Source organism: Flavobacterium cellulosilyticum (assembly GCF_004349355.1).
Taxonomy (GTDB): domain Bacteria; phylum Bacteroidota; class Bacteroidia; order Flavobacteriales; family Flavobacteriaceae; genus Flavobacterium; species Flavobacterium cellulosilyticum.
Window position 1 is genome coordinate 42,271 of the sequence record NZ_SMFK01000020.1, and the last position, 25,037, is coordinate 67,307.

Below are 25,037 nucleotides of genomic sequence, written 5' to 3' on the forward strand. Positions count from 1 at the left end.
TAATGATTTTCTTGCAAGGTTTGGATGGGGGTATCGAGTACAATGTCTGGTTTAAAAAGTAATCGGAATAGCACAACTAAACAATTTGTCCAAATGTTACTTTAGTTAACGAAAACCACATAGATTTTATAATTTTTAGATGGTAGAACCCTATGAATAAGTTCATAGGGTAAGTGATTTCCTGTGATAATTTTAAAGAGTGAAAAATCTAAAATTCAATGTTTTAGGGTAGTTTTTTTTGTGTTTCAAAGGATTTGACAAAATCATAAATTAACCATGATCTGATTATTGACCTAAAACTAAGGTTTCTTGCCTAAAAGTGGTAAAACTTATTAACAAAGTGGGTAATTGTGGTAGAATGTGGTAATTATTTTTATATTTTTGCTATCACCATTTAATTTAGTTGCAATTGAATTCAATAATAGGAACATATGAATGTAAAGCCGATGCCAAAGGAAGGTTGCTAATACCTGCGCCTTTAAAAAAGCAATTGGCTACTTCACTTCAAGACGGTTTTGTCTTGAAGCGTTCTGTTTTTCAGTCTTGTTTGGAGTTATATCCTATGCAAGAATGGAATTTAATGATGCAAAAAATTAATAAACTGAATCGTTTTGTTAAGAAGAACAATGACTTTATTCGCCGTTTTACTGCGGGTGTCAAAGTGGTTGAGATTGATGCTTTAGGGCGTTTGTTGGTTCCAAAAGATTTGGTAGGATTTGCTAATATTTCAAAAGAGGTGGTTTTTTCATCGGCTGTAAATATTGTGGAAATTTGGGATAAGGATTTGTATGAACAATCGATAAATGGTAATGATGTAGATTTTGCTGATTTAGCCGAAGACGTAATGGGAAATTTAAATGACGACGACAATGGAATATCATAATCCAGTTTTGCTTCAACAATCAGTAGATGGCTTAAATATAAAACCGGATGGTGTTTATGTTGACGTAACATTTGGTGGTGGAGGACATTCGAAAGAAATCCTGAAAAGACTTGGGCCAAACGGAAAGTTGTTTGCTTTTGATCAAGATGAAGATGCTTTGGCCAACGCATTGGAGGATGATAGGTTTACTCTTATCAATGAAAATTTCAGGTTTATAAAAAGGTTTTTGCGTTTTTATGGTGTGAAAAATGTAGATGGAATTCTGGGTGATTTGGGTGTTTCATCTCATCAGTTTGACGTTCCGGAAAGAGGGTTTTCCACCCGTTTTGATGCGGAATTAGATATGAGAATGAGTCAAAAAAATGATTTAAGCGCCTATCGAGTTGTCAATGAATATGATGATGCTAATTTGAGAAGAGTATTCTTGGATTATGGTGAATTGAAAAATGCAGCTGCTTTGGCTAGAACAATTATTGAAGCTAGGGAAGAAAGTCCAATAAAAACGACAGATGAATTGAAAGAAATTCTCGCGCAATTTTTACCAGAAAGAGTTAGGAATAAAGTATTGGCTCAAATCTACCAAGCGATTCGAATTGAAGTAAATCAGGAAATAGATGTTTTAAAAGAATTTATAGAGCAATCATTAGAAATTTTAAATCCAGGAGGAAGATTAAGTGTGATTTCTTATCATTCATTGGAAGACCGATTGGTTAAAAGATTTATGAAAAACGGCATGTTTGAAGGAGAACCCGAAAGAGACTTTTTTGGAAACTTTTCAGTTCCATTCAAAACTATAGGAAAATTAATAGTTCCTAATGCTGCCGAAATCAAAATCAACAACAGAGCAAGAAGTGCTAAATTAAGAATTGCCGAAAAGATTTAATTAGTCAATAAAACTATGAAAAACGGAGTATACGGTATTTTGAAAGCGCGATTTCTTATTGAAGATGATTCAATAAAAAATTGGCGGTTTATCGTATTCTTGATTGCCTTAGCAATATTTATGATTGCCAATACACAACGATTTGAGCAAAAAGTATTTAGAATCAACGAATTGACCAATGAAGTAAAAGAATTACGTTCAGAATTTGTTGATCGAAGATCTGAATTAATGAAATTAAGAATGGAATCGACTGTTTCAGAAAAAATGGTAGCAAAAGAAATATTCCCATCAACAGTTCCACCAATAAAAATAAAAGTAAAGAAAATAAAAGAAAAAAGTTTTTTCGACAAATTATGGCCGTAGAAGATAAAAATATATCCTATAGAATTTACATTGTCGCTTTTGCAATCTTTATGATGGCGATTGCGATAACTGTCAAATTGACCAATATCCAATGGGTCGAAGGAGATTATTATCGAAAATTAGCCAAGGACAGAACCGTAAAAAACTTTATTATTCCTTCCAATAAGGGAAATGTATATTCAGCTGATGGAAGTTTGTTAGCGACCTCAATTCCTAATTATGAAATTCGTTTTGATGCACTAGCTCCTAAATTAGAAGCTTTTGAAAAAAATGTTAAACCATTGTCTGATTCATTATCGATACTGTTAGGGAAACCAGCTAGTTTTTATTTAAATGAATTTCAAAAAGCAAGGGCGAATAACAACCGATATTATTTAGTTGCTCGTGATTTGAGTTACACTGATTATATAAAAATAAAAAGTTTTCCATTATTTAATAAAGGAACTTACAAAGGTGGAATTATAGTAGAACAAGAAACAGTTAGGGAGCATCCAATTGGTAAAATTGCAGAAAGAACCATTGGATACGAAAGAACAAATCAAAACGGCACTCAAGATGGAAAAGGATTAGAGTGGGCTTTTAGAAAATACCTGAACGGAAAGGATGGTAAAATTTTAAAGCAAAAAATTTCAAAAGGACAGTGGAAACCCATTCGAGATGTTAATGAAGTAGATCCTCAGGACGGATATGACGTGATTTCAACAATTGATGTTTTTATCCAGGATATTGCTCATCATGCACTATTAAAACAATTAACAGATTATGAAGCAGATCATGGTTGTGTGGTAGTTATGGAAACAAATACGGGCAAGATTAAAGCTATTGCAAATCTAGGAAGAGCAGGAGATGGGTCTTATTATGAAACAACAAATTATGCTGTTGCTGAGTCACATGAGCCCGGTTCTACTTACAAATTAGTTGACATGATGACTTTGCTTGAGGATAAAAAAATTGACACAAGTGCGGTTTTTGATACTTATGGAGGTGAAATTAAAATTTCTGGAAAATCAGTGAGAGATTCTCATAAAGGAGGATATGGGAAAATTTCTTTAGCTCGTGGATTTGAAGTGTCTTCAAACACCGTTTTAGTTCAGGCGGTTTATGAAAATTACAAAAACAATCCTTCGGAATTTGTAAATCATGTTAATGGGTATGGATTAAATAAAACTTTAGGACTTCCAATAATAGGTGAAGGAAAGCCTTATGTTCCTCAACCAACAGATAAAAATTGGTCAAATCTTTCACTTCCTTGGATGGCTTTTGGATATGGCGTTTCAATCACACCATTGCAAACATTAACCTTTTATAATGCTGTGGCCAATAATGGTGTGATGGTAAAACCACTATTTGTTACAGAAATTAAAGAATGGAATAGATCTATAAAAAAATTTGAAACTGAAATTATAAATCCAAAAATTTGCTCACAAGAAACCATATTAAAACTGAAAGCCCTGATGCTAAACGTGGTTAAAAAAGGAACCGGTGCTAAGTTGTATTCAAAAGATTTTTCGATGGCAGGAAAAACAGGAACCGCGCAGGTAAACTATTCCTCAAATGGAGGTTCAGATAAATATTATGCTTCCTCATTTGTAGGTTATTTTCCAGCTGACAAACCAAAGTATTCTTGCATAGTTGTAGTTCATAAGCCAAGCACAGCAAATAATAATTATTATGGAGCTGATGTTGCTGGTCCAGTTTTTAAGAGAATAGCGCAAAAGATTTTTACGGATGCTCCTTCGACAAATGAGATAAAAAACATAAATAGAAAAATTGAAAAACAAGAAAAAGAATATGATGAGTATTTTGAGAAATCACAAAATATGCCCTTGTCAATTCCGAATCTTAAAGGCATGTCAGGCATGGATGCCGTGGCCTTACTAGGAAATTTAGGAATCAAAGTAAAAGTAATTGGAATTGGAAAAGTAAAAAAACAATCCGTACAAGCCGGAGAAAGTTTAGTTAAAAACACAACTATAACATTAGAATTATCATGATTATTTTAAAAGAAATAATATACAAAGTCGCTATCGAAGCTGTCAAAGGTACAACAGACATTAAAATCAATAAAATGGAATTTGATTCCAGAAATATTGTGGCTAATGATGTCTTTGTAGCAATACGCGGAACGGTTTCTAATGGACACGATTTTATTGATAATGCTATTAATCTAGGAGCAATAGCAATTGTTTGCGATACTTTTCCAGAAAATGTCATCATCGGAATTACCTATATCCAAGTTAAAGACACCAACGAAGCTTTGGCTTTTATGGCTGCTAATTATTTTGGAGATCCATCGCAAAAGTTAAAATTGGTAGGAATTACAGGAACTAATGGTAAAACAACTATTGCTTCTTTACTTTTCCAATTATTCAAAAAAGCAGGTTATAAAGTTGGGTTGTTGTCCACTGTAAAAATAATGGTAGACAACGTAGAATATAAAGCAACCCATACTACTCCGGATTCAATTACTATTAATCATTACTTGAAAATGATGATTGATGCTGATGTGGAGTTTTGTTTTATGGAAGTGAGCTCTCACGGAATCCATCAAAAACGAACCGAAGCATTGCATTTTGTTGGTGGTGTTTTTACAAATTTATCTCACGATCATTTGGATTATCATCCCACTTTTGCGGAATACCGTGACGTGAAAAAATCATTTTTCGACAATTTACCAAAAACGGCTTTTGCATTATCTAATATAGATGACAAAAACGGTCAAGTGATGTTGCAAAACACTAAAGCAAAAAAATTGACCTATGCTTTAAAATCCTATGCAGATTACAAAGCACAAATCCTCGAAAATCAATTGTCAGGATTATTATTGAAAATAAATGGAAATGAAGTTTGGGTAAAATTGATTGGAACTTTTAACGCCTATAACCTATTAGCCATATTCGGAACTGCTGTTCAGCTTGGTTTGGAAGAGCTTGAAGTACTGCGATTATTGTCAGATTTAGAAAGTGTTTCAGGACGTTTCCAATTTATAGTTTCTAAGACAAATGTCACGGCTATAGTTGATTATGCACATACACCAGATGCTTTAGAAAACGTACTTAATACTATAAATGATATCCGCACTAAAAACGAACAATTGATAACGGTTGTAGGGTGTGGAGGAAACAGAGATAAAACTAAAAGGCCCATTATGGCAGCAATTGCCACAGAATTAAGTGATAATACGATATTGACATCGGATAATCCTAGAAATGAAGATGCAAATGTTATTATCGAAGAAATGGAGCTAGGAATTGCGGCTCAAAATTATAAAAAAGTATTATCAATAACCGATAGAATGCAAGCCATTAAAACAGCATGCCAACTCGCTCAGCCAAATGATATTATTTTAATTGCAGGAAAAGGACACGAGACATATCAAGAAATTCAAGGAGTACGTCATGATTTTGATGATATGAAAATAGTGACAGATTTATTAAACCAACTCAATAAATAGAAATATATGCTTTACTACTTATTTGATTATTTAAACAAAATCTTGAATATTCCAGGAACGGGAGTATTTCAATATATCACTTTCAGATCGTCATTGGCTTTTTTACTCTCTTTGTTGCTTTCAACTATTTATGGTAAGAGAGTAATTAGTTTTCTAAAAAAACAACAAATAGGTGAAACGGTTCGTGAGTTAGGTTTAGAAGGTCAAAAGGAAAAGGCTGGAACACCAACAATGGGTGGACTAATTATCATATTTGCTACATTGATTCCGGTTTTGCTTTTTGCTAGATTACAAAACATCTACATTGTTTTGTTAATTGTAACCACATTATGGATGGGAACAATAGGGTTTATAGACGATTATATTAAAATTTTCAAAAAAGACAAACAAGGTTTAAAAGGAATTTTTAAGGTTTTTGGTCAAGTTGGCTTAGGGTTGATAGTAGGTACTGTTTTGTATTTTAATCCTTCGGTAACCGTAAGAACGGATACTGGTAAAACCAATATTTTTAGTGCCACCTCAGGTGTTATGGTTTCTCCTGCTCCAATGGAGGAAAAATCAACAGCGACTACGATTCCTTTTTTCAAAGACAATGAATTTGATTATGCTGAATTATTAGCATGGACTGGAGATGACTATGAAAATTTGGCTTGGTTAATTTATATTCCGATGGTTATTTTTATGATTACATTAGTTTCTAATGGTGCTAATTTAACGGATGGAATAGATGGATTAGCAGCGGGGACTTCCGCAATCTCGGTCTTGGCATTAGGAATTTTCACCTTCGTTTCGGGTAATATTATTTTCTCCAATTATTTAAACATCATGTACATCCCTTATTCGGGTGAGATGACAGTTTTCATCGCTGCTTTTGTAGGGTCTTTAATAGGATTTCTTTGGTATAATTCTTATCCCGCATCAGTGTTTATGGGAGATACAGGGAGTTTAACCATAGGCGCTATTATAGCAGTTTTGGCTATAGCTGTTCGAAAAGAAATATTGATTTTCTTGTTTTGTGGGATTTTCTTAGCTGAAAATGCATCTGTGATCGTTCAAGTGGTTTATTTTAAATATACCAGAAAGCGATATGGAGAAGGAAGAAGAGTGTTTTTAATGGCACCATTACATCACCATTTTCAAAAAAAAGGGTATCACGAAAGTAAAATTGTAACTCGTTTTTGGATTGTTGCCATAATGCTTGCCATATTATCAATTATTACTTTAAAACTAAGATAATGAGATTAATAGTTTTAGGTGGTGGTGAAAGTGGAGTAGGAACAGCAATCCTTGGTAAAAAGAAAGGATATGATGTTTTTGTTTCCGATTATGGTAAAATTAAAGAAAGTTACAAAAAAGTTCTTATTAATAATGGGATTGCATGGGAAGAAGGTCAACATTCTGAAGACTTGATTTTGAATGCAGATGTAGTGATGAAAAGTCCTGGTATTCCTGAAAAAAAATCTCTTATAGTACTTAAATTAATTGAAAAAGGTATTCCTGTAATTTCAGAAATTGAGTTTGCTGCTCCTTTTACAAATGCAACTACTATTGGAATTACGGGTAGTAACGGAAAGACAACCACAACAATGTTGACTCATCATTTGCTGAAATCTGCTGGATTGAATGTAGGATTAGGAGGTAATATTGGAAAGAGTTTTGCTTGGCAGGTTGCCGATGGTGATTTTGAGAGTTATGTGCTGGAGTTGAGCAGTTTTCAACTTGATGGAATTATAAATTATAAGCCACATATCGCCATTATTACAAATATTAGTCCAGATCATTTAGATCGATACGATTACAAATATGAAAACTATATCGCATCTAAATTTAGAATAACAATGAATCAAACTGAGGATGATTTCCTTATATACGATGCAGATGATGAAGCCATCACTGAATGGTTAAAAAATAACAAAACAAAAGCCCAATTAATTCCTTTCTCATTGACAAAAACTTTAGAAAACGGAGCATTTATAAAAAATAAAAATATGGAAATTAACATCATCAACGAGGAAGAATTCACAATGGAAACAGAAACTATGGCACTAGAAGGGAAGCACAATATGAAGAATGCTATGGCGGCAACCTCTGTTGCAAAATTGATGAAAATACGAAATGCAACCATCAGAGAAAGTTTGTCCAATTTTCAAGGGGTAGAACACCGTTTAGAGAAAGTATTAAAGATACAAAACGTGCAATACATCAATGATTCAAAGGCGACAAATGTAAATGCTACTTTTTTTGCTTTGGATAGTATGAATACTCCAACAGTTTGGATTGTTGGTGGAGTTGACAAAGGAAACGATTACAATGAATTAATGTCTTTGGTTCGTGAAAAAGTGAAGGCAATTATTTGTTTAGGTGTTGATAATCGAAAAATAATCGATGTTTTTGGAAATGTTGTTGATATGATGGTAGAAGTATCGAATATGGAAGATGCTGTGAAAACGGCTCAACATTTAACCGAAAAAGGAGATACAGTATTGTTATCACCAGCTTGCGCCAGTTTTGATTTATTTGAAAACTATGAAGATAGAGGGAATCAATTTAAAAATGCAGTTAAGCATTTGTAATTTTAGAATTAAGTATTAAGATTTTGGTAGTAAGAATAAAACAGTTTTAAACCTTTAAACAATTCTAAACTACTTTAAACTTTAAACACAAAAATATGAAAGAACTAATAAACAGTTTAAAAGGAGATAAAGTAATATGGTCATTCGTGGCTTTATTGGCTTTGTTTTCGTTTATGCCTGTTTTTAGTGCGAGTAGTAATTTGGCTTATTTGAATCATGGAACAGGAAATACTTTAAGTTATTTATTAAAACATTTAGCTCATATTTTCATCGGTTTTATAATAATTTATTGGGTTCACAAAGTACCATTTCATTATTATAGGGGGATTTCTATAATTGCATTGCCAATAGTTTGGATTTTGTTAGCTTATACCTTGGTCAAAGGAACTGTTATTGCTGGTGCAAATGCCAGTAGATGGATTCAACTTCCTTTTATTGGAATATCTTTTCAAACATCTACTCTTGCAACTTTGGTGTTGTTGGTGTTTGTAGCAAGATATTTATCTAAAAAACGAGAAGAAGAAGTTACCTTTCAAACATCACTTGTCGAACTTTGGATGCCCGTTTTCATTACGTTAGGTTTTGTTTTACCGGCAAACTTTTCAACAGCTGCATTGATGTTTTCGATGGTTTTAATGTTGACATTCGTGGGTAGATATCCTTTGAAATATATAGGGATTATTGTAGGTACAGGTTTTGCTGCTTTAGCACTATTTGTATTGTTATCAAAAGCTTTTCCCGATTCTCACTTGTTTAGTAGGGTTGATACTTGGGAGAGTCGAATAGAAAATTTTAGAACAAATAAGCCGGGTGAGGATGATTATCAAATTGAAAAAGCGAAAATAGCCATTGCATCTGGAGGAATTTACGGACTTGGTCCAGGTAAAAGCGTTCAAAAACACTTTTTGCCCCAATCCTCATCCGATTTTATTTATGCCATTATTGTCGAAGAATGGGGCTTAATAGGCGGTTTAGGTGTATTGTTTATGTATTTGTTATTGTTTTTTAGGTTTGTGATTGCCGCTCATAAAGCCAATTCATTGTTTGGAAAATTATTAGTAGTAGGGTTAGGATTTCCATTGATTTTTCAAGCGATGATTAATATGGCTGTTGCCGTCGAATTATTGCCAGTAACTGGACAAACTTTACCGCTGATAAGTAGTGGAGGTAGTTCTATTTGGATGACCTGTATTGCATTAGGGATTATTATTAATGTAACCAAAAAAGAAGAGGAAATTGCCCAAGAGATGAGTGATAAAGCAAAAAGAGAAGCTGCATTACAAAGATTAATCGATAAGCAATTAGAAGAGGATATTGAAGAAGAAGAGGGTGCCACTATTGAAGAGAATTATTCAATTGAGGAAAAAGTAGGAAATCCAATGAAAGCAGTTTTAAATAAATAGTAATTAAAGTTAAAATGGACAAATTAAAATTCATATTAAGTGGAGGAGGAACTGGAGGGCATATCTATCCTGCAATTGCTATTGCCAATGAATTAAAATTACGTTTTCCTGATGCTGAATTTCTTTTTGTTGGAGCCAAGGATAAAATGGAAATGCAAAAAGTTCCACAAGAGGGTTATAAAATTGAAGGACTTTGGATTGCAGGATTACAAAGAAAATTAACTTTGCAAAACGCCATGTTTCCATTTAAACTAATGGATAGTTTAGTGAAATCAAGAAAGGTAATTAAACTATTCAAACCTAATGTTGTAATTGGAACTGGAGGTTTTGCTTCTGGGCCTTTGTTGCAAATGGCTAACATGTTGAATATTCCAACAGTCATTCAAGAGCAAAATTCATTTCCAGGAATAACCAATAAATTATTAAGCAAAAAAGCACATAAAATTTGTGTTGCTTATGAAAATTTGGAACGGTTTTTTCCGAAAGATAAAATGATTTTGACAGGAAATCCTGTACGGCAAGATTTAATTGATATTTCATCTAAAGGTGAAGAAGCATTAAAATATTTTAATTTAGATGCTACTATAAAAACATTATTGGTTCTTGGTGGGAGTCTTGGTGCTAGGCGTATGAACCAATTAATCGAAAAGGAATTGGATAAAATAGTTGCCCAAAATGTTCAGATAATTTGGCAATGTGGAAAATTATATTTTGAGGATTATAAGAAATACAATTCAAAAAACGTTCAAGTTTTAGCGTTTATTGATAGAATGGATTTGGTTTATGCTGCTGCAGATATAGTTATTTCTAGAGCAGGAGCATCGTCAGTATCGGAATTGTGTATTGTTGGAAAACCAGTGATTTTTATTCCATCACCCAATGTGGCCGAAGACCATCAAACGAAAAACGCACAATCGATTGTGGATAAAAAAGGAGCTTTGATGATTAAGGAAACCGAATTGGATGCAGAATTTTCTCTTGTTTTTGAAGCATTATTAAAAGATGAAGGAAAACTGAAATATTTAAGTTCAAATATAAAAAAATTGGCTTTGCCCAACGCAACAAAACAAATTGTCGACGAAATTGTGAAACTTATAAAATAGCAATGTCAATAACAATTGCAATTTCAATTGCAATGTGAGTAAATAAAAGGAAATAATTAATACAATAGTAATGTCAATTCTAATTTTTTTGAAAATTGAAATTGCTCTTGAAATTGAAATTGAAAGATGAATTTAAATCAAATACATAACGTCTATTTTATAGGAATCGGAGGAATTGGAATGAGTGCTTTGGCTCGCTATTTCAAAGCTATCGGAAAGAATGTGTCTGGTTATGATAAAACAGAAACGCAATTAACAAAAGAATTACAAGAAATAGGAATTGATATACATTTTGAAGATGCTATTGATTTAATTCCAACAGATTATTATATAGAAAACACTTTAGTAATTATTACACCGGCAGTACCAAAACACCATTCAGAATGGAATTTTTTCTTAGAAAGAGAATTTGAGATTAAAAAACGAGCTGAAGTGTTAGGGATAATTACAAAAGACACCTTTTGTTTTGCCGTAGCGGGTACACATGGAAAAACGACGACATCGAGTATTCTAGGACATATTTTATTTCAAAGTGGAGTGGATGTAACCGCATTTGTAGGTGGTATAGTAGAGAATTATAATTCAAATTTAATTGGTAATGGTAAGACAATTACGGTCGTTGAAGCAGACGAATTCGATCGTTCTTTCTTGCATTTGCATCCTAATATTGCTTGTGTAACGTCTATGGATGCAGATCATTTGGATATATATGGCGATAAATCATCAATTGAAGCATCGTTTGTAGAATTTGCAGATAAAGTGACTGATAAAAGCAAGCTGTTTATTACCACTGATTTACCATTAAAAGGAATTACTTGTGCAGTAAATGAAGAGGCGGATTATTCGGCTTTTAATATAAGAATAGTGAATAGTGAGTATGTTTTTGATGTTAAAACGCCAACGGAAATTTTAAAAAACTTACAATTCAGTTTACCTGGAACACATAATTTAATGAATGCTTTAATGGCATTGGCGATGGCAAAAACTTTTGGTACCCCAACCGAAGACATTGCTGATGCCTTGCTCTCATTCAAAGGAATAAAACGAAGATTTTCATTTCAAATTAAAACGGAAAAATTAGTTTATATTGATGATTATGCACATCATCCAACAGAAATAAATGCGGTTCATCAAGCGGTTCGTGAATTATATCCCAATAGAAAAGTATTGGCGATTTTTCAACCACATTTGTTTAGTAGAACAAAAGATTTTGGGGATGATTTTGCAGCTAGTCTTTCTAATTTTGATGAAGTACTTTTGTTGGATATTTATCCAGCTCGGGAGTTACCAATGGAAGGAATAACCTCACAATGGTTGTTGGGTAAAATGAATAATTTGAATAAAAAAATAGTTCAAAAACAAGAGTTAATTGCAACTATTTTAGAAAGTGACGCCACAGTAATTGTGACTATAGGTGCGGGAGATATTGGAGAAATGATTCCGTCAATTAAAAAAGCAATCAATGAAAGTATTTAATTGGACAAATATTCGACTAATTCTAATGTTTTCATTAGTGATTTTCCTTTTTTCGTTTACGACAAAACGAAATAATAGCAGGAAATTGACAAAATCGGTTGTTGTTTTTGTAGGAGATAACGCGCCATTTGTTGATCATCAAACGGTTAATAAATTGTTAATAGAAAATAAAAAAGATGCGCAAAGTATAGCAAAAGATAAATTAAATTTGAATGAGATTGAAAAAGCTTTGAATGCACAAGAAATGATTGAAAAATCAGATGTGTTTGTAAGCATTGATGGAGTTCTGAAAGCAGTAGTGAAACAAAAAACTCCTATAGCTAGAGTTTTTGATGGCGAAGATTCTTTTTATATTGATATTGAAGGGAATAGAATGCCGTTATCAACTAATTTTACAGCTAGAGTTCCACTTGTTTCTGGGGAAATCAAAGAAAAAAATAGAGAGGATTTGGCTGAATTATTTCGGATAATTCATAACGATGATTTTTTGAAAAAGAACATCATTGGTGTGCAAATTATGCCGAACGGGAGCTTAAAAATGTTGAATAGAAATTTTAATTTTGAAATAGATTTTGGTGGAATGACCAGAATGAATGCCAAGTTCAATAATTACAAAGCTTTTTTTCAAAAAGCAGTTCTAGACAGTTCACTTTATAAATACAATACGATTGATCTTAGATTTGCTCAACAAGTAGTGTGTACTAAATAATAGATAATGGAAAAAGAGAAAATTGCAGTAGGTCTAGATATAGGGACAACTAAAATTGTTGCCATGATTGGCAAGAAAAATGAATATGGAAAACTTGAAATTTTAGGCGTAGGGAAAGCTAAAAGTTTAGGTGTGGCAAGAGGCGTTGTAAATAATATAACTCAAACAATCCAATCAATACAGCAAGCGGTTCTTGAAGCCGAAAATAAATCAGGTTATAAAATAAAAGATGTAGTAGTTGGAATTGCAGGTCAACACATTCGTAGTATTCAACATAGTGATTATATTATTAGAACTAATGCTGAAGAAGTAATTGGAGGGAATGATATTCAGCTTTTGATTGACCAAGTTAATAAACTGGCCATGTTGCCGGGTGAAGAGATCATTCACGTGTTGCCACAAGAATTTAAAATCGATGGGCAATCTGAAATTAAAGAGCCAATCGGAATGTATGGCGGAAGATTAGAATCTAGTTTCCACGTAGTAGTTGGACAAGCTTCTTCAATTCGAAATGTAGGTAGGTGTATTCAAAGTTCAGGTATTGAATTGTCAGGTTTGACATTAGAACCATTAGCTTCTGCTGATGCGGTTTTAAGTCAAGAAGAAAAAGAGGCAGGAGTAGCATTAATAGATATTGGTGGCGGTACGACAGATTTGGCCATCTTTAAAGACGGAATTATTCGTCATACCGCTGTAATCCCTTTTGGAGGAAACGTGATTTCAGATGATATAAAAGAAGGATGCTCTATTATAGAAAAGCAAGCCGAATTGTTGAAGGTAAAATTTGGATCAGCTTGGCCAGGAGAAAATAAGGACAATGAAATTGTTTCTATTCCAGGACTTAGAGGTAGAGAACCAAAAGAAATTTCGTTAAAGAATTTGTCTAAAATAATTCATGCTCGAGTAGTTGAAATTATTGAGCAAGTTTTTACAGAAATTAAAGAATACGGTCATGATGATCCTCGTAAAAAATTAATTGCGGGAATAGTGCTTACTGGTGGTGGTGCACAATTGAAACACATCAAGCAATTAGTAGAATATATCACTGGGATGGACACTAGAATTGGATATCCAAATGAACACTTAGCTGGAAATTCTGATGAAGAAATATCAAGTCCATTATATGCTACAGCTGTTGGATTGGTGATGAATAGCATTGAGAATAAAACGCAAAGCGCTATTAGACTCGATATAGTAGAGGCGTCAAAAGCAACTCAAAGACCCCCTGCTTTTCAAAAACCAGAAGTTGAGGCGGCTAATGTCGAAGTTGTAGAGGAAAATGAAGATGTAAAAGAATCAACTGGAGATAAAATTAAAAGATCTTTCTTTGATAAGTATGTCGACAAAATAAAAGATTTTTTAGATAACGCAGAATAAAATAATTTTAATAATATATAAAACCAATAAGATGATGAGCAACTCAGAATTTGGAAGTATTTCATTTGATTTACCAAAAAACCAATCAAATGTAATAAAAGTTATTGGAGTAGGTGGAGGAGGTAGTAATGCCATAAACCACATGTTTAAACAAGGAATTAAAGGAGTAGACTTTATTGTTTGCAATACCGATTCCCAAGCTTTGGATAATAGTTCCGTACCCAATAAAATTCAGTTAGGTGTAAACCTTACTGAAGGACTTGGCGCAGGAGCAAACCCTGATATAGGTCAACAATCGGCAATAGAAAGCATTGCAGATATTGAAAAAATGCTTGACAGCAATACCAAAATGGTTTTTATCACGGCAGGAATGGGTGGAGGAACTGGAACAGGTGCGGCGCCAGTTATTGCTCAATTGGCCAAAGAAAGAGATATTCTGACTGTTGGTATTGTAACCTTGCCTTTTTTGTTTGAAGGGAAAGTGCGTCAAGAACAAGCGCAAATTGGAATTAATAAATTACGCAAGCAAGTCGATTCGTTAATTGTTATCAATAACAATAAATTAAGAGAAGTATACGGAAATCTAGGTTTTAAAGCTGGATTTTCTAAAGCTGATGAAGTTTTGGCAACTGCCTCAAGAGGTATTGCTGAAGTAATAACGCATCACTATACTCAAAACATCGATTTAAAAGATGCTAAAACAGTATTGTATAATAGTGGAACAGCTATTATGGGATCTGCTATTGCCGAAGGCGAAAACAGAGCTAAAGAGGCAATTAAGTCGGCTTTAGATTCTCCATTGTTGAATGATAATAAAATTACTGGGGCCAAAAACGTATTGTTGCTCATCGTTTCTGGTTCTGATGAAATCACTATTGATGAAATAGGTGAAATCAATGATTTTATTCAAGCTGAAGCTGGTCATAATGCTAATATTATCATGGGTGTTGGAGATGATGAGTCACTTGGAGGTGCAATTGCTGTTACAATTATTGCAACAGGATTTGATATCGAGCAACAAAATGAAATAGTAAATACAGAGCCAAAGAAAATTATTCACACACTTGAAGACGAACAAAAAAGTGTGCATGATTTATCAAAATCTGCAATTCCTTCATTCAACTTAACAACAGAATCTCCAATTTCAAAAACAGAAGACAAAATTGTTTTCGATTTATTAGATGATACTATTGAAGAGCCAGAAATGGTGTCGATAAACAAGGAAGAATTAACGGTAATATCAGAATTTATCAAAAATCTAGATGTGACTTTTGAAATTGTTTCTCCTATTAAAGACATGGATTTTGAGATTTCAACTCCTAAAGTAAAGGAGACGAGTACTAGCGAACCAGCGAAGCAAATTAGAGTAGAAGAGCCAAAAGCAGTTGTGAAACAAGAGCAAGCCACTTTTTCATTCGACTTACCTCTTTTTAATACTCCAAAAGCAACTCCTGAACCAGTAGCTAAAATGGATGAGAACAGAGTTTTATTCGAATTAACTGAGGAAACTAAGGAAATTAGGGTAAAAGAAGCGGTTCAATTTGTACCTGTTACTGAATTATCTGATAATGGAATCATACGATATTCACTTGAAGAATATACAGAAATAGAAAACACTCTTTTAGAGTCAAAACCTGCAATTGTTGAAGAAGTTATACCTGAGGAATTAAAAATCACGATGAAAAAAGTGGAAATGCCCGAAAGTGCCAATTCTTCATTAGAAAATATTTCTCCAATGGATATGACAATTCAAGAAACATTGAAGTTAAGATCTGATGAGAGAAGAAAAAAACTAAAGGAGTTTAATTATAAATTCCATAATAATGTTTCTAAAATTGATGAGTTAGAAAGAGAGCCAGCATACAAAAGATTAGGAATAGATCTTTCAAAACCACAATCAAACAGCACGAATTCAAGAATTTCAGTTGGAACAGATAGTAATGATGACCTTCAATTGCGATCTAACAACTCGTACTTACATGATAATGTTGACTAAATAATTCAAACCAAAGTTACCTATCCCGAAAATTGAATTCAATTTTCGGGATATTTTTTTATTTAGAACAAAGGAACGAGAAAGCTTTCAGTTGTTAATTCCATTAAATAGCTGTAAATTTGCGCACTTGAATATATTCAAAAAAATAGTAGAGATAAATAAGTCTTTATTTTCAATATTCTAAATTATTAATTTAAATTATAAAATCAATATATGAGCTTATCAACACAAATCATGGATGAAATGAAAACTGCCATGAAAGCCAAAAACACAATAGCTTTAGAGGCATTAAGAGCCATAAAATCCGAAATATTATTAGCTCAAACCGCTTCAGGTTCAAAGGAAGAAATTACAGAAGCTGACGAAATTAAATTACTTCAAAAATTAGTAAAAACTCGTAAGGAAAGTGCTAAAATTTTCACAGAACAAAGCCGTTTGGATCTTGCAGAACCAGAATTAGCACAAATTGCGGTTATTGAAAAATTCTTGCCAGCACAATTAAGTGATGCTGACGTAGAATTGGTGATAGCCAAAATCATTGCCGAAACTGGAGCTTCAGGAATTGCATCCATGGGTAAAGTGATGGGATTAGCAGCAGCCCAATTAGGCGGAACTGCCGAAGGAAAAACCATTTCTACAATTGTTAAAAAATTATTGACATAAAAAAATAAGGATTTAGGATTGTTGGGATTTAGGATTTCAAAAAACCTAAATTTTAAATAGAAATTGGCTCCGTAGTTCAACTGGATAGAATTTCAGATTTCGGCTCTGAAGGTTGCAGGTTCGAACCCTGCCGGGGTCACCACAAAAAAATCCAAAGATTTAGTCTTTGGATTTTTTATTTTTGAGCTATTTTAAGATCTTAAATAGCAGTCAATTTTTTTAAATCGGCAATCGTTTCTGTTGGGTTTTCGGAATTAAAAACAAAACTTCCTGCTACAAGAACATCAGCACCAGCTTCTGCAAGTTGTCTAGCATTTTTACTCGTAACACCACCGTCGATTTCTATTATTGTAGAAGCGCCTTTTTTATTGATTAATGCTTTTAGTTTTCTTACTTTTTCATAGGTGTTTTCGATGAATGATTGTCCTCCAAATCCAGGATTCACGCTCATTATCAAAACGATATCAAGGTCATTTATTACATCTTCTAATAAATCGACATTGGTATGCGGGTTTAAGACTACTCCAGCTTTCATGCCTTCTGCTTTTATGGCCTGTAGGGTTCTGTGAAGATGAGGACAGGCTTCGTAATGAACGGTTAGAATATTGGCACCTAATTCTGCGAAAGTTTTAATGTAACGATCCGGATCTATAATCATCAAATGAACATCGATAGTTTTCTTGGCGTGTTTTGCAATGGCAGCCAAAACGGGCATTCCAAAGGAAATATTGGGAACAAAAACACCGTCCATAATATCGATATGAAACCAATCGGCTTCACTGTTGTTTATCATTTCAATGTCTCGTTGTAAATTGGCAAAATCTGCAGCAAGAACGGATGGGGCTATAAGTGTATTTTTCATTGTGTTTTTTTGTTGTGTTTGCAAAATTAGTTTTTTAAAGGCGAAGTTCCCAAGGTTTTTTGATTCGTTTATTTGGAATTGTCCTATAGGAAGAAAACTAGTGATGCTATGTAACTTGCGTAAGGGATTGAAGTGAAAATCCTTTTGCTTTTTTTTTAGCAAAAGATTGTAGCGAAAAGCCCAACCCGAAGTTTTTACGAAGGGTTACGCCCAAATATAAAGAGTGATCTTGCGATTGCTCTGTTTCTTAAAAAATAAAACTCCGGAAACCTGAGCGATAGCGAACAGACCGTGTGTTTTATTGTCTTAAAAAATAAAACTCCGGAAACCCGAGCGATAGCGAACAGACCGTGTGTTTTATTGTCTTAAAAAATAAAACTCCGGTAATCAGCCGGAGTTTCAATCATCAATCAAAAAACGAACAGTTAATCAGACCGTCGTTACTTTTATTAGTCAAAAGTCAAATGTCGAAAGTCAAAAAAAACAGTGAAAGATAAATCTTTAAGACTTTAAGACTTTAGGCTTTAACACTTTTTTAGCCTAAATAGGTTTTTAATATTTTACTTCTAGAAGTGTGTTTTAATCTGCGGATTGCTTTTTCTTTAATTTGACGAACACGCTCTCTAGTCAAGTCAAAAGTTTCGCCAATTTCTTCTAGTGTCATTGGGTGTTGATCGGCAAGTCCAAAATACAAACGAACTACATCAGCTTCTCTTGGAGTTAATGTTTCCAATGAACGCTCAATTTCGGTACGCAATGATTCTTGAATTAGGTTTCTGTCTGGATTTGGAGATTCGCCAGAACGCAATACATCGTAAAGATTTGAATCTTCTCCTTCAACAAGTGGTGCATCCATTGATAGGTGACGACCAGAGTTTTTCATACTTTCTCTAACATCATTTACGGTCATATCCAATTCCTTGGCAATTTCCTCAGCTGTTGGAGGTCTTTCATTAGATTGCTCTAATAAAGCATACATTTTGTTGATTTTATTGATCGAACCAATTTTATTCAATGGCAAACGAACGATACGAGATTGTTCTGCTAATGCTTGTAAAATGGATTGACGAATCCACCATACGGCATAGGAAATGAATTTGAAACCACGAGTTTCATCAAATCTTTGTGCGGCTTTAATCAGTCCTAAATTCCCTTCATTGATCAAATCGGGAAGTGTTAATCCTTGATTTTGGTATTGTTTAGCTACAGAAACTACGAAACGTAAATTAGCTTTTGTTAATTTTTCTAATGCTGCTTGATCACCTGCTTTTATTTTTTGTGCTAATTCTACTTCTTCATCGGCAGTGATAAGATCCACCTTGCCAATTTCCTGTAAATACTTGTCTAATGATGCAGTTTCACGATTGGTTACCTGCTTGGTGATTTTAAGTTGTCTCATAGTTTTATTTTGCCAGATTTTAAGTGTACAAGTAGTTATACGTATGAAGTTACAAAAAAGTTACAAAAACAATATTTATTTTTTAAATAAAAGAACTTACCTCAAAATTTATTAGAAACTATATATTGAAAAGAAAAAAATCGAGTTAATAGCAACGGCTATTTTTTTAAATCTATTTAATCTATTTCTTTTAAGTTGATAATTCGATTAAAGATTTCTTTTAAGAATATTATCATAAAATATAGACCAGCAGCGAGAATTATATGATCAGTACTCCAATTGAATGGTTCGTCTAAAAGGTTGTACAAACTAGGTGCTATTAGGCATAAAGAACCGATTATACCTATCCAAGGATATGTTTTCTGTAGGATGTTTTTGAATTGCATATGTATTGGTGTGTTTAGGGTGAGTCTCATTGTGATTACTATTTGTTGTTGATACAAATATATCTTACAAGCAAAGGGGTTATGAAACTTTTGTCATGAAGTCGGTTTTTCTTGGTATAAAGCCGATTAAAATTGAAATAATTTTTTTTCTACACCATTTCAAAAAAAAATCTCCTCCGTTTGGAGAAGATTTGTATTAAGTATCTATAGTTTTCTGAATCTAATTCAACAATTGTATATAATAGACGAATAATTTTTAAGATAAAATATTTGTGTTTTTAATGAAATCTTTATACGAGTCACTCAGGGTTACTTTATGGTTTCCTTTTAGGATAATGAGATTGTCAGATAGAATGATCTCTTCTATTTTATCTTTGTTGACGATATAATTTCGGTGGGTTTTAATGAATTTATTCTTGTCGAGTAAGTCATTGATTTTAGTCAATGAAATTAAGATGACAAATTTTTCTTTTTCAGTAATGATATTGCAATAGCGGTTATCAACTTCAATGTAAATGATATCCTCAAGTGAAACTTTTTTTAAGGCTTTTTTCTTTTTGATAAACAAATAATCATTGCTAACCACTGTGTCTTGATCCTCGCTTAAAAAAACATTAGTTTGGTCGTAGAATTTTTCGATTGCTATTTCTAAAGCATAGAGAATTTCTAACTCATTAAAAGGTTTCATCAAAAAGCTAAAAGGTTTAGTGAGTTTAGCGCGTTCAAAAATTTTACGGTCTTGTGAACTGGTTAAAAAAACAAAAGGTTTTGTTGCATTAGGGATAATATTGATGGTTTCAGCAAAGGTAATTCCATCGGGTTTGCCATTTAGAAAGACGTCAATAACGATGATATCAACCTTATTTTGGTAAAATTGAGATAATGCTGTTTTATAATCTCTGGCTATCCCAACTACGTTGTAATTGTTATTTGTTAAAACTTTACTTAAAGCTTCGCTTTGTTCGGGAGTGTCTTCTATAATTAGAACATTAATATTGTCCATTTTATACTGTTTTTGGTAATGAAATAATTATTTTAGTTCCTCTGTTAATTTCACTTTCTATAGCGAGTGTTCCATTGTTTTTCTTAATCATTTGTTTGCATAATTGCATTCCAAGTCCTGTTCCTATCCTTTCTGAATCGTCTTTTTTTGCTAATAATTCAGAATCTTTTAGTAATTCAAAAATAGTATTTTGACTCATGCCTATGCCGTCATCTTCAATGCTAAGTTGCCAAAAGCCGATTGTTATTTCTTGGGAACAGATATTTATGGTTCCATTTTCTGGAGTGAATTTTATAGCATTATCCAATAAGTTACGTAAAACGATTTTTAAGGAATCTAAATCAACGAATATAAAACTATTTTTAGAAACCTTATTTTCAAAAGTAATCATTTTGTCGACTAATAAAGACTTGTAGTTGAATTCTATTTGTTGAACAATAGAATGCAAGTGAACTGAATCTTTATTGAAATACAATTGTTTGGTTTGCAACATGGCCCAATGCAATAAGTTGTCAAGTAAACTATAAGTTCCATTGGCTATAGCACTATTTTGATGCAGGAGCTGGTCAAGTTCGCTGTAGTTTTTGGTTTCTAGTGAAGTGGTTAACTTGGTGTTGCTGGTTTTTAAAGCATTTACCGATGAACGTAAATCATGACTTACAATAGAAAACAATTGGTCTTTAGTAGCATTAAGCTCGTCGAGTTTGTTTTTTTGTTGTAAAATTATTTTAGCACTTTTGACTTTTTGAGCATAAATTATGACCCCGCCTATTAATAAAACTAATAGTCCCAATGCAGCATAAAACAAGCTATTTCTCTGCGTGTTTTTAAGTTTGTTTTCTATGTTAAGAACGGAGATTTGTTTTTGTTTTTGTGCTACGGCATATTTTTTCTCGTAGTCTGCAACGGCCCAGATTTTGTTTTGGTTGGTGAGAGAATCTTTCCATTGTTCAAATTCTTTTCTATAGACTAAAGCTTGTTTGTAATTGCTTCTGTTTTCTTCTACAGCTGCCATGTTTTTTGAAGCTATTTTTTTTTTATTAAAATTGTTGCTTTTTTCAGATAATAGATACGATTTTTCGAAATAAGGAATAGCTAATTGATCTTTATATTGCATATAGTATAAATTGGCAATATTATTATACGCATGGAACAAGTCAGCTTTGTTTTTTTCTTTAAATTTTAAATTTTTTAATAGATATTCTTCTGCCTTATCATATTTTTTTAAAAAAATAAAAGTAGTGCCCAAACCCTCATATGTTTTAGCTAAACTATAAGGTTGTTCCGATATTTGAGGCGATTTAAGTGCATTTTCATAGTGAACGATAGCATTTTTAAATTCTCTTAATTCTAAAGATGATCCGGCTAAATAAATTTTATTTATTGTTGAAAATTCAAAAGAATTAGAAACCATTAGAAATTCATTTTTTGCTTCTTTAAAAAGTTTTTTACTGTAAAAACTTGTGCCTCTAAAAAAATGACAAAAATCACTGATCTCTTTATTATTAGAATTGCTCAATTGTTTCATTGAGTATACTAAAGTAGAATCCCAATTTTTTTTAAAAAAAAAAGATTGGGCTCTATTAAAGTTTGGTTCAGTTTTATATAAGGCTACTTTTTTTTGAAGAGAGTTTTTTAACAAATCATTTTCAGATATTTTTTGAGAAAAAACACAAAAAGGGACAATAAATATAATTGATTTAATAAATAAATTAATTTTTGCTATCATTTAAATCATTCTTAATATTAAAAGTAATTAAACTAAAATTTCAATTTAAGGAGTTACATCAGTCTCTGTTCCTCTAGAAGTTTCAGGGTCTAAGTTTACCATAAAAGATTCAATCGTGGTAATGTTACCTACCGTAGGTGAAGTGTAATCTAATTCAACATACCAAACATCGCAAGATTCTGGAGTTTCATCTGAAAAATCATAATCATAATATATAGTCAAAACGCTACCCTTTTCAGTAATAGGTTTTACAACTGGTGCATTGGAGACCTCGGAGTTTATGTAAAGTGTAGCTCTAACTTTTAGAGTCAACTGACCCTCTTGTGGGGTGTAGAATTTTGCTGAGATTAATGGAGCTACTGGATAAGTAACGGTGTCTGGACTAGTAAACGTAAATGCTTTGGTGTTAATTTTGGTGTTTTGAATCGTTGGGTAAGGATTAAACGGAAGTTGTTTTGTAGAATCACTCATTATTATTTATTTTATAAAAGTACTTATTTTTCTCAAAGGTAGTTTTTTTCGTCTAATTAGGGATTCATCAGAACGGTTTCGTTTGAAATATATTCTTACAATATTGTACTGTAGTGGTTTGATAGTGTAAGTACTTTCTTTCTCTCTTAAATTAAAATAATTTCAATTTTAGGATGCTTTTTTTAGCAGCGATCTATAAATGATTATGTAGTTTTCATAAAATGATTCACTTAAATTTTATTAAAAACCGAAAGGTATTGCATAGATTAATCCTTGAAATTCAATTTTATTGTCTTTGTTTTTTTTACTTTATAAGTAACTAATATTGAAAATAGCAAACAAAAAAAAACTGTCCGAAATCACTTTTCGGACAGTCTCATTCAAATGATTTTTTCATATTAAATTTATTTGTTTAATAACTTACCTAATAGCAACCTTCGTGTCTTCAGGAACTACCGTTATTTTTTTTGTTTTATTATCTTTCGTCATTGTTATTTTATATTCTTTTTTTATGTTTTTTCCAAATTCTTGAGCGTATTTGTATTTGTCTTTTACAATTTGCCAGCCTGGATATTCTTTATAAATAGAATGACATAAAGAATTTGGTAATTGTATGTTTTCATATTTCTCCACTACACTCATAAGTTTTCCATTTTCATTATAAATCGCTTTTAATTTTCCTTCTCCTTTTACTAATTCTATTAAAACCACATAGGATCCATAACTTTCTTTGTTTTTTACTATATCATAACCCTTTAAGCTTTCATTAAAATTAAATTCTAAAAATGCATTTTGTAGTCTTGTAACTCTTGGATCTACATGCATATCGCGTACATAAGTGGAGATGTCTCTTCCCGTATTTTTAATTACAACTTCTGATAAATTTATTTTTTCTAAGTTCTTTCCTTTCTTATCCTGAGAATACCCTATAGTTGTGATTAATGACAATAATATTACTTTTATAATTGATTTCATGTCTTCAATTTTTTCTAGTTAATAATTTTTTTTTTGCTTTTCAATTAAATGCCTAGGCTTATTATTTACTTCCCCTATTGGTTAATGTTGATTTATTTATTATATTTTTTTTGAATGATTTTAAAACAAATTTTAAATATGTATTCTAATTTTTTTTGATTTAATTTAAATAACCAAATTCTTATTTAAGAATTGGAGTTTAATTTAAATACAATGTTATTTCTTATAATTTTAATTCGAATTAAATCATTGATATAAAGGTGGTTAAAAAATATATTGCTGTTTAATAAAATGGTATAAGGTCTAGAATTGATGTAGTAAAGTGAAGATTTATTGTTTTTAAATCGAGTGTTAATTTGCAAAAAAATAAGAATAAGAATCGTGAATGTTTAGAAGTGGATAAGAATGGTTTTTTATTGTGATGAATCAGGAAAAATGCTTGGTTTTATGTTGTGTTATCGGCCGTCATTTCTGTTTCATTTGAGCTGCTAGTTCATTATAATAATATCATCAAAAAATCTTCCCCATTCATGACAAGGAAGATTTAAGAGTTTGTTGCAAAAGAAAAATATTTTTTTAAGCTTATCTACTAGCTAATATTTCACCAACAGGATTTACAATTATTTTTAGTAGTTTATTATCTTTTATTAATGTTAGTCTGTATTCCTTAGTTGTGATTTCTCCGTTTTCTTGAGCGTAATTGTATTTATTGTCTGCGATTTGCCAACTCGGATATTCTTTGGATACAGCATTATGGACAGAATTTGGTAAAACTAAATTTTTGTAATTTTCATTAACACTCACCAGATTTCCGTTTTTGGTATAGATTGCACATAAATTCCCATCTCCGTTTGTTAATTTAAATGTAACCCTAAATGTGTCTGTATTGTATCCATCTAGGTCTTTTTCTATTTCATATCCTATTAGAGAATTTTCAAGTTTTGTAACTTTTGGATCCACATTTAAATCTCTTATATAGGTTGAAATAGTTGCTTCTGGACTTATAATTTGAACTTCAGGTAAATATACTCTATGGACATGCTAACTTTACCCGCATAAAAAGTTAAGAATAAAAACCTTAATTTTAATTTATGAAAAAAACGCGAATAATTTATGACCGAGCTTTTAAAGAGAAAGCAGTCCAGTTGAGTTTTGAAAGAACAAATATTTCAGAACTGGCCAGAGAGTTAGGAGTTACTGCTCCACAGTTGTATAAATGGAGAAAAGAATATGAAGAGTTCGGACAAGGAAGTTTTCCAGGGAACGGCAATTTAAAGCAAACGCCAGAACAGGAACGCATTTCGGAACTTGAAAGAAAGCTCAAAGATG

The 25,037-nt window shown here is 32.2% G+C and carries 23 protein-coding genes and 1 tRNA gene; 16 read left to right on the plus strand and 8 right to left on the minus strand.

The window, feature by feature from the left end:
- Window positions 1–409: 409 nt before the first annotated feature.
- The 15 genes from mraZ (at window position 410) to E0F76_RS17990 (ending at window position 17,025) form a co-directional block, all read left to right on the plus strand.
- A complete protein-coding gene (mraZ, locus tag E0F76_RS17920; RefSeq protein ID WP_132009490.1) occupies window positions 410–883 on the plus strand; it encodes a division/cell wall cluster transcriptional repressor MraZ in 474 nt (157 codons plus the stop codon).
- Window positions 858–1,766 carry a 16S rRNA (cytosine(1402)-N(4))-methyltransferase RsmH gene (gene rsmH, locus E0F76_RS17925; RefSeq protein ID WP_181954052.1) on the plus strand — a complete coding sequence of 303 codons (909 nt, stop codon included), beginning with the start codon at window positions 858–860 and terminating at the stop codon, window positions 1,764–1,766. Before mraZ ends, rsmH begins: the two co-directional genes overlap by 26 nt.
- Before the next feature lie 15 nt (window positions 1,767–1,781).
- Entirely contained in the window at window positions 1,782–2,129 is a 348-nt protein-coding gene (locus E0F76_RS17930) for an FtsL-like putative cell division protein (protein WP_132009496.1), read from the plus strand.
- A complete protein-coding gene (locus tag E0F76_RS17935; RefSeq protein WP_132009499.1) occupies window positions 2,120–4,123 on the plus strand; it encodes a penicillin-binding protein in 2,004 nt (667 codons plus the stop codon). Before E0F76_RS17930 ends, E0F76_RS17935 begins: the two co-directional genes overlap by 10 nt.
- Window positions 4,120–5,583, plus strand: coding sequence for a UDP-N-acetylmuramoyl-L-alanyl-D-glutamate--2,6-diaminopimelate ligase (locus tag E0F76_RS17940; protein WP_165932739.1), 1,464 nt, complete (start codon window positions 4,120–4,122; stop codon window positions 5,581–5,583). Before E0F76_RS17935 ends, E0F76_RS17940 begins: the two co-directional genes overlap by 4 nt.
- Before the next feature lie 6 nt (window positions 5,584–5,589).
- Window positions 5,590–6,819 (plus strand): phospho-N-acetylmuramoyl-pentapeptide-transferase, encoded by a 1,230-nt coding sequence (gene mraY / locus E0F76_RS17945; RefSeq protein ID WP_132009502.1) that lies wholly within the window; start codon window positions 5,590–5,592, stop codon window positions 6,817–6,819.
- Window positions 6,819–8,156 (plus strand): UDP-N-acetylmuramoyl-L-alanine--D-glutamate ligase, encoded by a 1,338-nt coding sequence (gene murD, locus E0F76_RS17950; protein WP_132009505.1) that lies wholly within the window; start codon window positions 6,819–6,821, stop codon window positions 8,154–8,156. Before mraY ends, murD begins: the two co-directional genes overlap by 1 nt.
- A gap of 95 nt (window positions 8,157–8,251) precedes the next feature.
- On the plus strand, window positions 8,252–9,559 hold the full coding sequence (locus E0F76_RS17955) for an FtsW/RodA/SpoVE family cell cycle protein (RefSeq protein ID WP_132009508.1): 1,308 nt from the start codon (window positions 8,252–8,254) through the stop codon (window positions 9,557–9,559).
- A 14-nt stretch (window positions 9,560–9,573) separates the two neighbouring features.
- Window positions 9,574–10,662 (plus strand): undecaprenyldiphospho-muramoylpentapeptide beta-N-acetylglucosaminyltransferase, encoded by a 1,089-nt coding sequence (gene murG / locus E0F76_RS17960; RefSeq protein WP_132009511.1) that lies wholly within the window; start codon window positions 9,574–9,576, stop codon window positions 10,660–10,662.
- A 126-nt stretch (window positions 10,663–10,788) separates the two neighbouring features.
- Window positions 10,789–12,138, plus strand: a complete 1,350-nt coding sequence (gene murC / locus E0F76_RS17965; protein ID WP_132009514.1) for a UDP-N-acetylmuramate--L-alanine ligase — start codon at window positions 10,789–10,791, stop codon at window positions 12,136–12,138.
- The gene (locus E0F76_RS17970) at window positions 12,125–12,847 is read left to right on the plus strand and encodes a cell division protein FtsQ/DivIB (RefSeq protein ID WP_132009517.1); all 723 of its coding nucleotides are present in this window, start codon (window positions 12,125–12,127) and stop codon (window positions 12,845–12,847) included. Before murC ends, E0F76_RS17970 begins: the two co-directional genes overlap by 14 nt.
- A 6-nt stretch (window positions 12,848–12,853) precedes the next feature.
- A complete protein-coding gene (gene ftsA / locus E0F76_RS17975; RefSeq protein WP_132009520.1) occupies window positions 12,854–14,224 on the plus strand; it encodes a cell division protein FtsA in 1,371 nt (456 codons plus the stop codon).
- Window positions 14,225–14,255: 31 nt separating this feature from the next.
- Window positions 14,256–16,220, plus strand: a complete 1,965-nt coding sequence (gene ftsZ, locus E0F76_RS17980) for a cell division protein FtsZ (protein WP_132009523.1) — start codon at window positions 14,256–14,258, stop codon at window positions 16,218–16,220.
- Window positions 16,221–16,433: 213 nt separating this feature from the next.
- Window positions 16,434–16,883 (plus strand): GatB/YqeY domain-containing protein, encoded by a 450-nt coding sequence (locus E0F76_RS17985; protein WP_132009526.1) that lies wholly within the window; start codon window positions 16,434–16,436, stop codon window positions 16,881–16,883.
- Window positions 16,884–16,948: 65 nt separating this feature from the next.
- Window positions 16,949–17,025, plus strand: a tRNA-Arg gene (locus E0F76_RS17990).
- 57 nt (window positions 17,026–17,082) lie between these two features.
- Here the strand turns inward: E0F76_RS17990 and rpe are convergent.
- The 8 genes from rpe to E0F76_RS18030 all read right to left on the minus strand — a co-directional run bounded on the left by rpe (window position 17,083) and on the right by E0F76_RS18030 (window position 24,668).
- On the minus strand, window positions 17,083–17,745 hold the full coding sequence (gene rpe / locus E0F76_RS17995; RefSeq protein ID WP_132009529.1) for a ribulose-phosphate 3-epimerase: 663 nt from the start codon (window positions 17,743–17,745) through the stop codon (window positions 17,083–17,085).
- A gap of 535 nt (window positions 17,746–18,280) precedes the next feature.
- Complete coding sequence (locus E0F76_RS18000; RefSeq protein WP_132009532.1) at window positions 18,281–19,144, minus strand: sigma-70 family RNA polymerase sigma factor; 864 nt, start codon at window positions 19,142–19,144, stop codon at window positions 18,281–18,283.
- A 176-nt stretch (window positions 19,145–19,320) separates the two neighbouring features.
- Window positions 19,321–19,560: a hypothetical protein gene (locus E0F76_RS18005; RefSeq protein ID WP_132009535.1), complete on the minus strand. Its 240-nt coding sequence runs from the start codon at window positions 19,558–19,560 to the stop codon at window positions 19,321–19,323.
- Between the two features lie 226 nt (window positions 19,561–19,786).
- The gene (locus E0F76_RS18010) at window positions 19,787–20,533 is read right to left on the minus strand and encodes a LytR/AlgR family response regulator transcription factor (protein WP_132009538.1); all 747 of its coding nucleotides are present in this window, start codon (window positions 20,531–20,533) and stop codon (window positions 19,787–19,789) included.
- 1 nt (window position 20,534) lies between these two features.
- Window positions 20,535–21,947, minus strand: a complete 1,413-nt coding sequence (locus E0F76_RS18015) for a tetratricopeptide repeat-containing sensor histidine kinase (protein WP_246022108.1) — start codon at window positions 21,945–21,947, stop codon at window positions 20,535–20,537.
- A 360-nt stretch (window positions 21,948–22,307) separates the two neighbouring features.
- Window positions 22,308–22,733 (minus strand): hypothetical protein, encoded by a 426-nt coding sequence (locus tag E0F76_RS18020; RefSeq protein WP_132009544.1) that lies wholly within the window; start codon window positions 22,731–22,733, stop codon window positions 22,308–22,310.
- 420 nt (window positions 22,734–23,153) lie between these two features.
- The gene (locus E0F76_RS18025; protein WP_132009547.1) at window positions 23,154–23,708 is read right to left on the minus strand and encodes a hypothetical protein; all 555 of its coding nucleotides are present in this window, start codon (window positions 23,706–23,708) and stop codon (window positions 23,154–23,156) included.
- Window positions 23,709–24,290: 582 nt separating this feature from the next.
- Window positions 24,291–24,668 (minus strand): hypothetical protein, encoded by a 378-nt coding sequence (locus E0F76_RS18030; RefSeq protein ID WP_132009550.1) that lies wholly within the window; start codon window positions 24,666–24,668, stop codon window positions 24,291–24,293.
- A 131-nt stretch (window positions 24,669–24,799) separates the two neighbouring features.
- On the opposite strand from E0F76_RS18030, the gene E0F76_RS18035 reads away from it, so the two are divergent.
- A partial coding sequence (locus tag E0F76_RS18035; protein ID WP_132009553.1) for a transposase occupies window positions 24,800–25,037 on the plus strand: 238 nt, incomplete at its 3' end.

Excerpts from the sequence above, each read along its gene's own strand:
- rsmH (WP_181954052.1), top strand. The coding sequence starts at position 858 with ATGACGACGACAATGGAATATCATAATCCAGTTTTGCTTCAACAATCA.
- E0F76_RS17930 (WP_132009496.1), top strand. The coding sequence starts at position 1,782 with ATGAAAAACGGAGTATACGGTATTTTGAAAGCGCGATTTCTTATTGAA.
- E0F76_RS17935 (WP_132009499.1), top strand. The coding sequence starts at position 2,120 with ATGGCCGTAGAAGATAAAAATATATCCTATAGAATTTACATTGTCGCT.
- E0F76_RS17940 (WP_165932739.1), top strand. The coding sequence starts at position 4,120 with ATGATTATTTTAAAAGAAATAATATACAAAGTCGCTATCGAAGCTGTC.
- mraY (WP_132009502.1), top strand. The coding sequence starts at position 5,590 with ATGCTTTACTACTTATTTGATTATTTAAACAAAATCTTGAATATTCCA.
- murD (WP_132009505.1), top strand. The coding sequence starts at position 6,819 with ATGAGATTAATAGTTTTAGGTGGTGGTGAAAGTGGAGTAGGAACAGCA.
- E0F76_RS17955 (WP_132009508.1), top strand. The coding sequence starts at position 8,252 with ATGAAAGAACTAATAAACAGTTTAAAAGGAGATAAAGTAATATGGTCA.
- murG (WP_132009511.1), top strand. The coding sequence starts at position 9,574 with ATGGACAAATTAAAATTCATATTAAGTGGAGGAGGAACTGGAGGGCAT.
- murC (WP_132009514.1), top strand. The coding sequence starts at position 10,789 with ATGAATTTAAATCAAATACATAACGTCTATTTTATAGGAATCGGAGGA.
- E0F76_RS17970 (WP_132009517.1), top strand. The coding sequence starts at position 12,125 with ATGAAAGTATTTAATTGGACAAATATTCGACTAATTCTAATGTTTTCA.
- ftsA (WP_132009520.1), top strand. The coding sequence starts at position 12,854 with ATGGAAAAAGAGAAAATTGCAGTAGGTCTAGATATAGGGACAACTAAA.
- ftsZ (WP_132009523.1), top strand. The coding sequence starts at position 14,256 with ATGATGAGCAACTCAGAATTTGGAAGTATTTCATTTGATTTACCAAAA.
- E0F76_RS17985 (WP_132009526.1), top strand. The coding sequence starts at position 16,434 with ATGAGCTTATCAACACAAATCATGGATGAAATGAAAACTGCCATGAAA.
- rpe (WP_132009529.1), bottom strand. The coding sequence starts at position 17,745 with ATGAAAAATACACTTATAGCCCCATCCGTTCTTGCTGCAGATTTTGCC.
- E0F76_RS18000 (WP_132009532.1), bottom strand. The coding sequence starts at position 19,144 with ATGAGACAACTTAAAATCACCAAGCAGGTAACCAATCGTGAAACTGCA.
- E0F76_RS18005 (WP_132009535.1), bottom strand. The coding sequence starts at position 19,560 with ATGAGACTCACCCTAAACACACCAATACATATGCAATTCAAAAACATC.
- E0F76_RS18010 (WP_132009538.1), bottom strand. The coding sequence starts at position 20,533 with ATGGACAATATTAATGTTCTAATTATAGAAGACACTCCCGAACAAAGC.
- E0F76_RS18015 (WP_246022108.1), bottom strand. The coding sequence starts at position 21,947 with ATGGTTTCTAATTCTTTTGAATTTTCAACAATAAATAAAATTTATTTA.
- E0F76_RS18020 (WP_132009544.1), bottom strand. The coding sequence starts at position 22,733 with ATGAGTGATTCTACAAAACAACTTCCGTTTAATCCTTACCCAACGATT.
- E0F76_RS18025 (WP_132009547.1), bottom strand. The coding sequence starts at position 23,708 with ATGAAATCAATTATAAAAGTAATATTATTGTCATTAATCACAACTATA.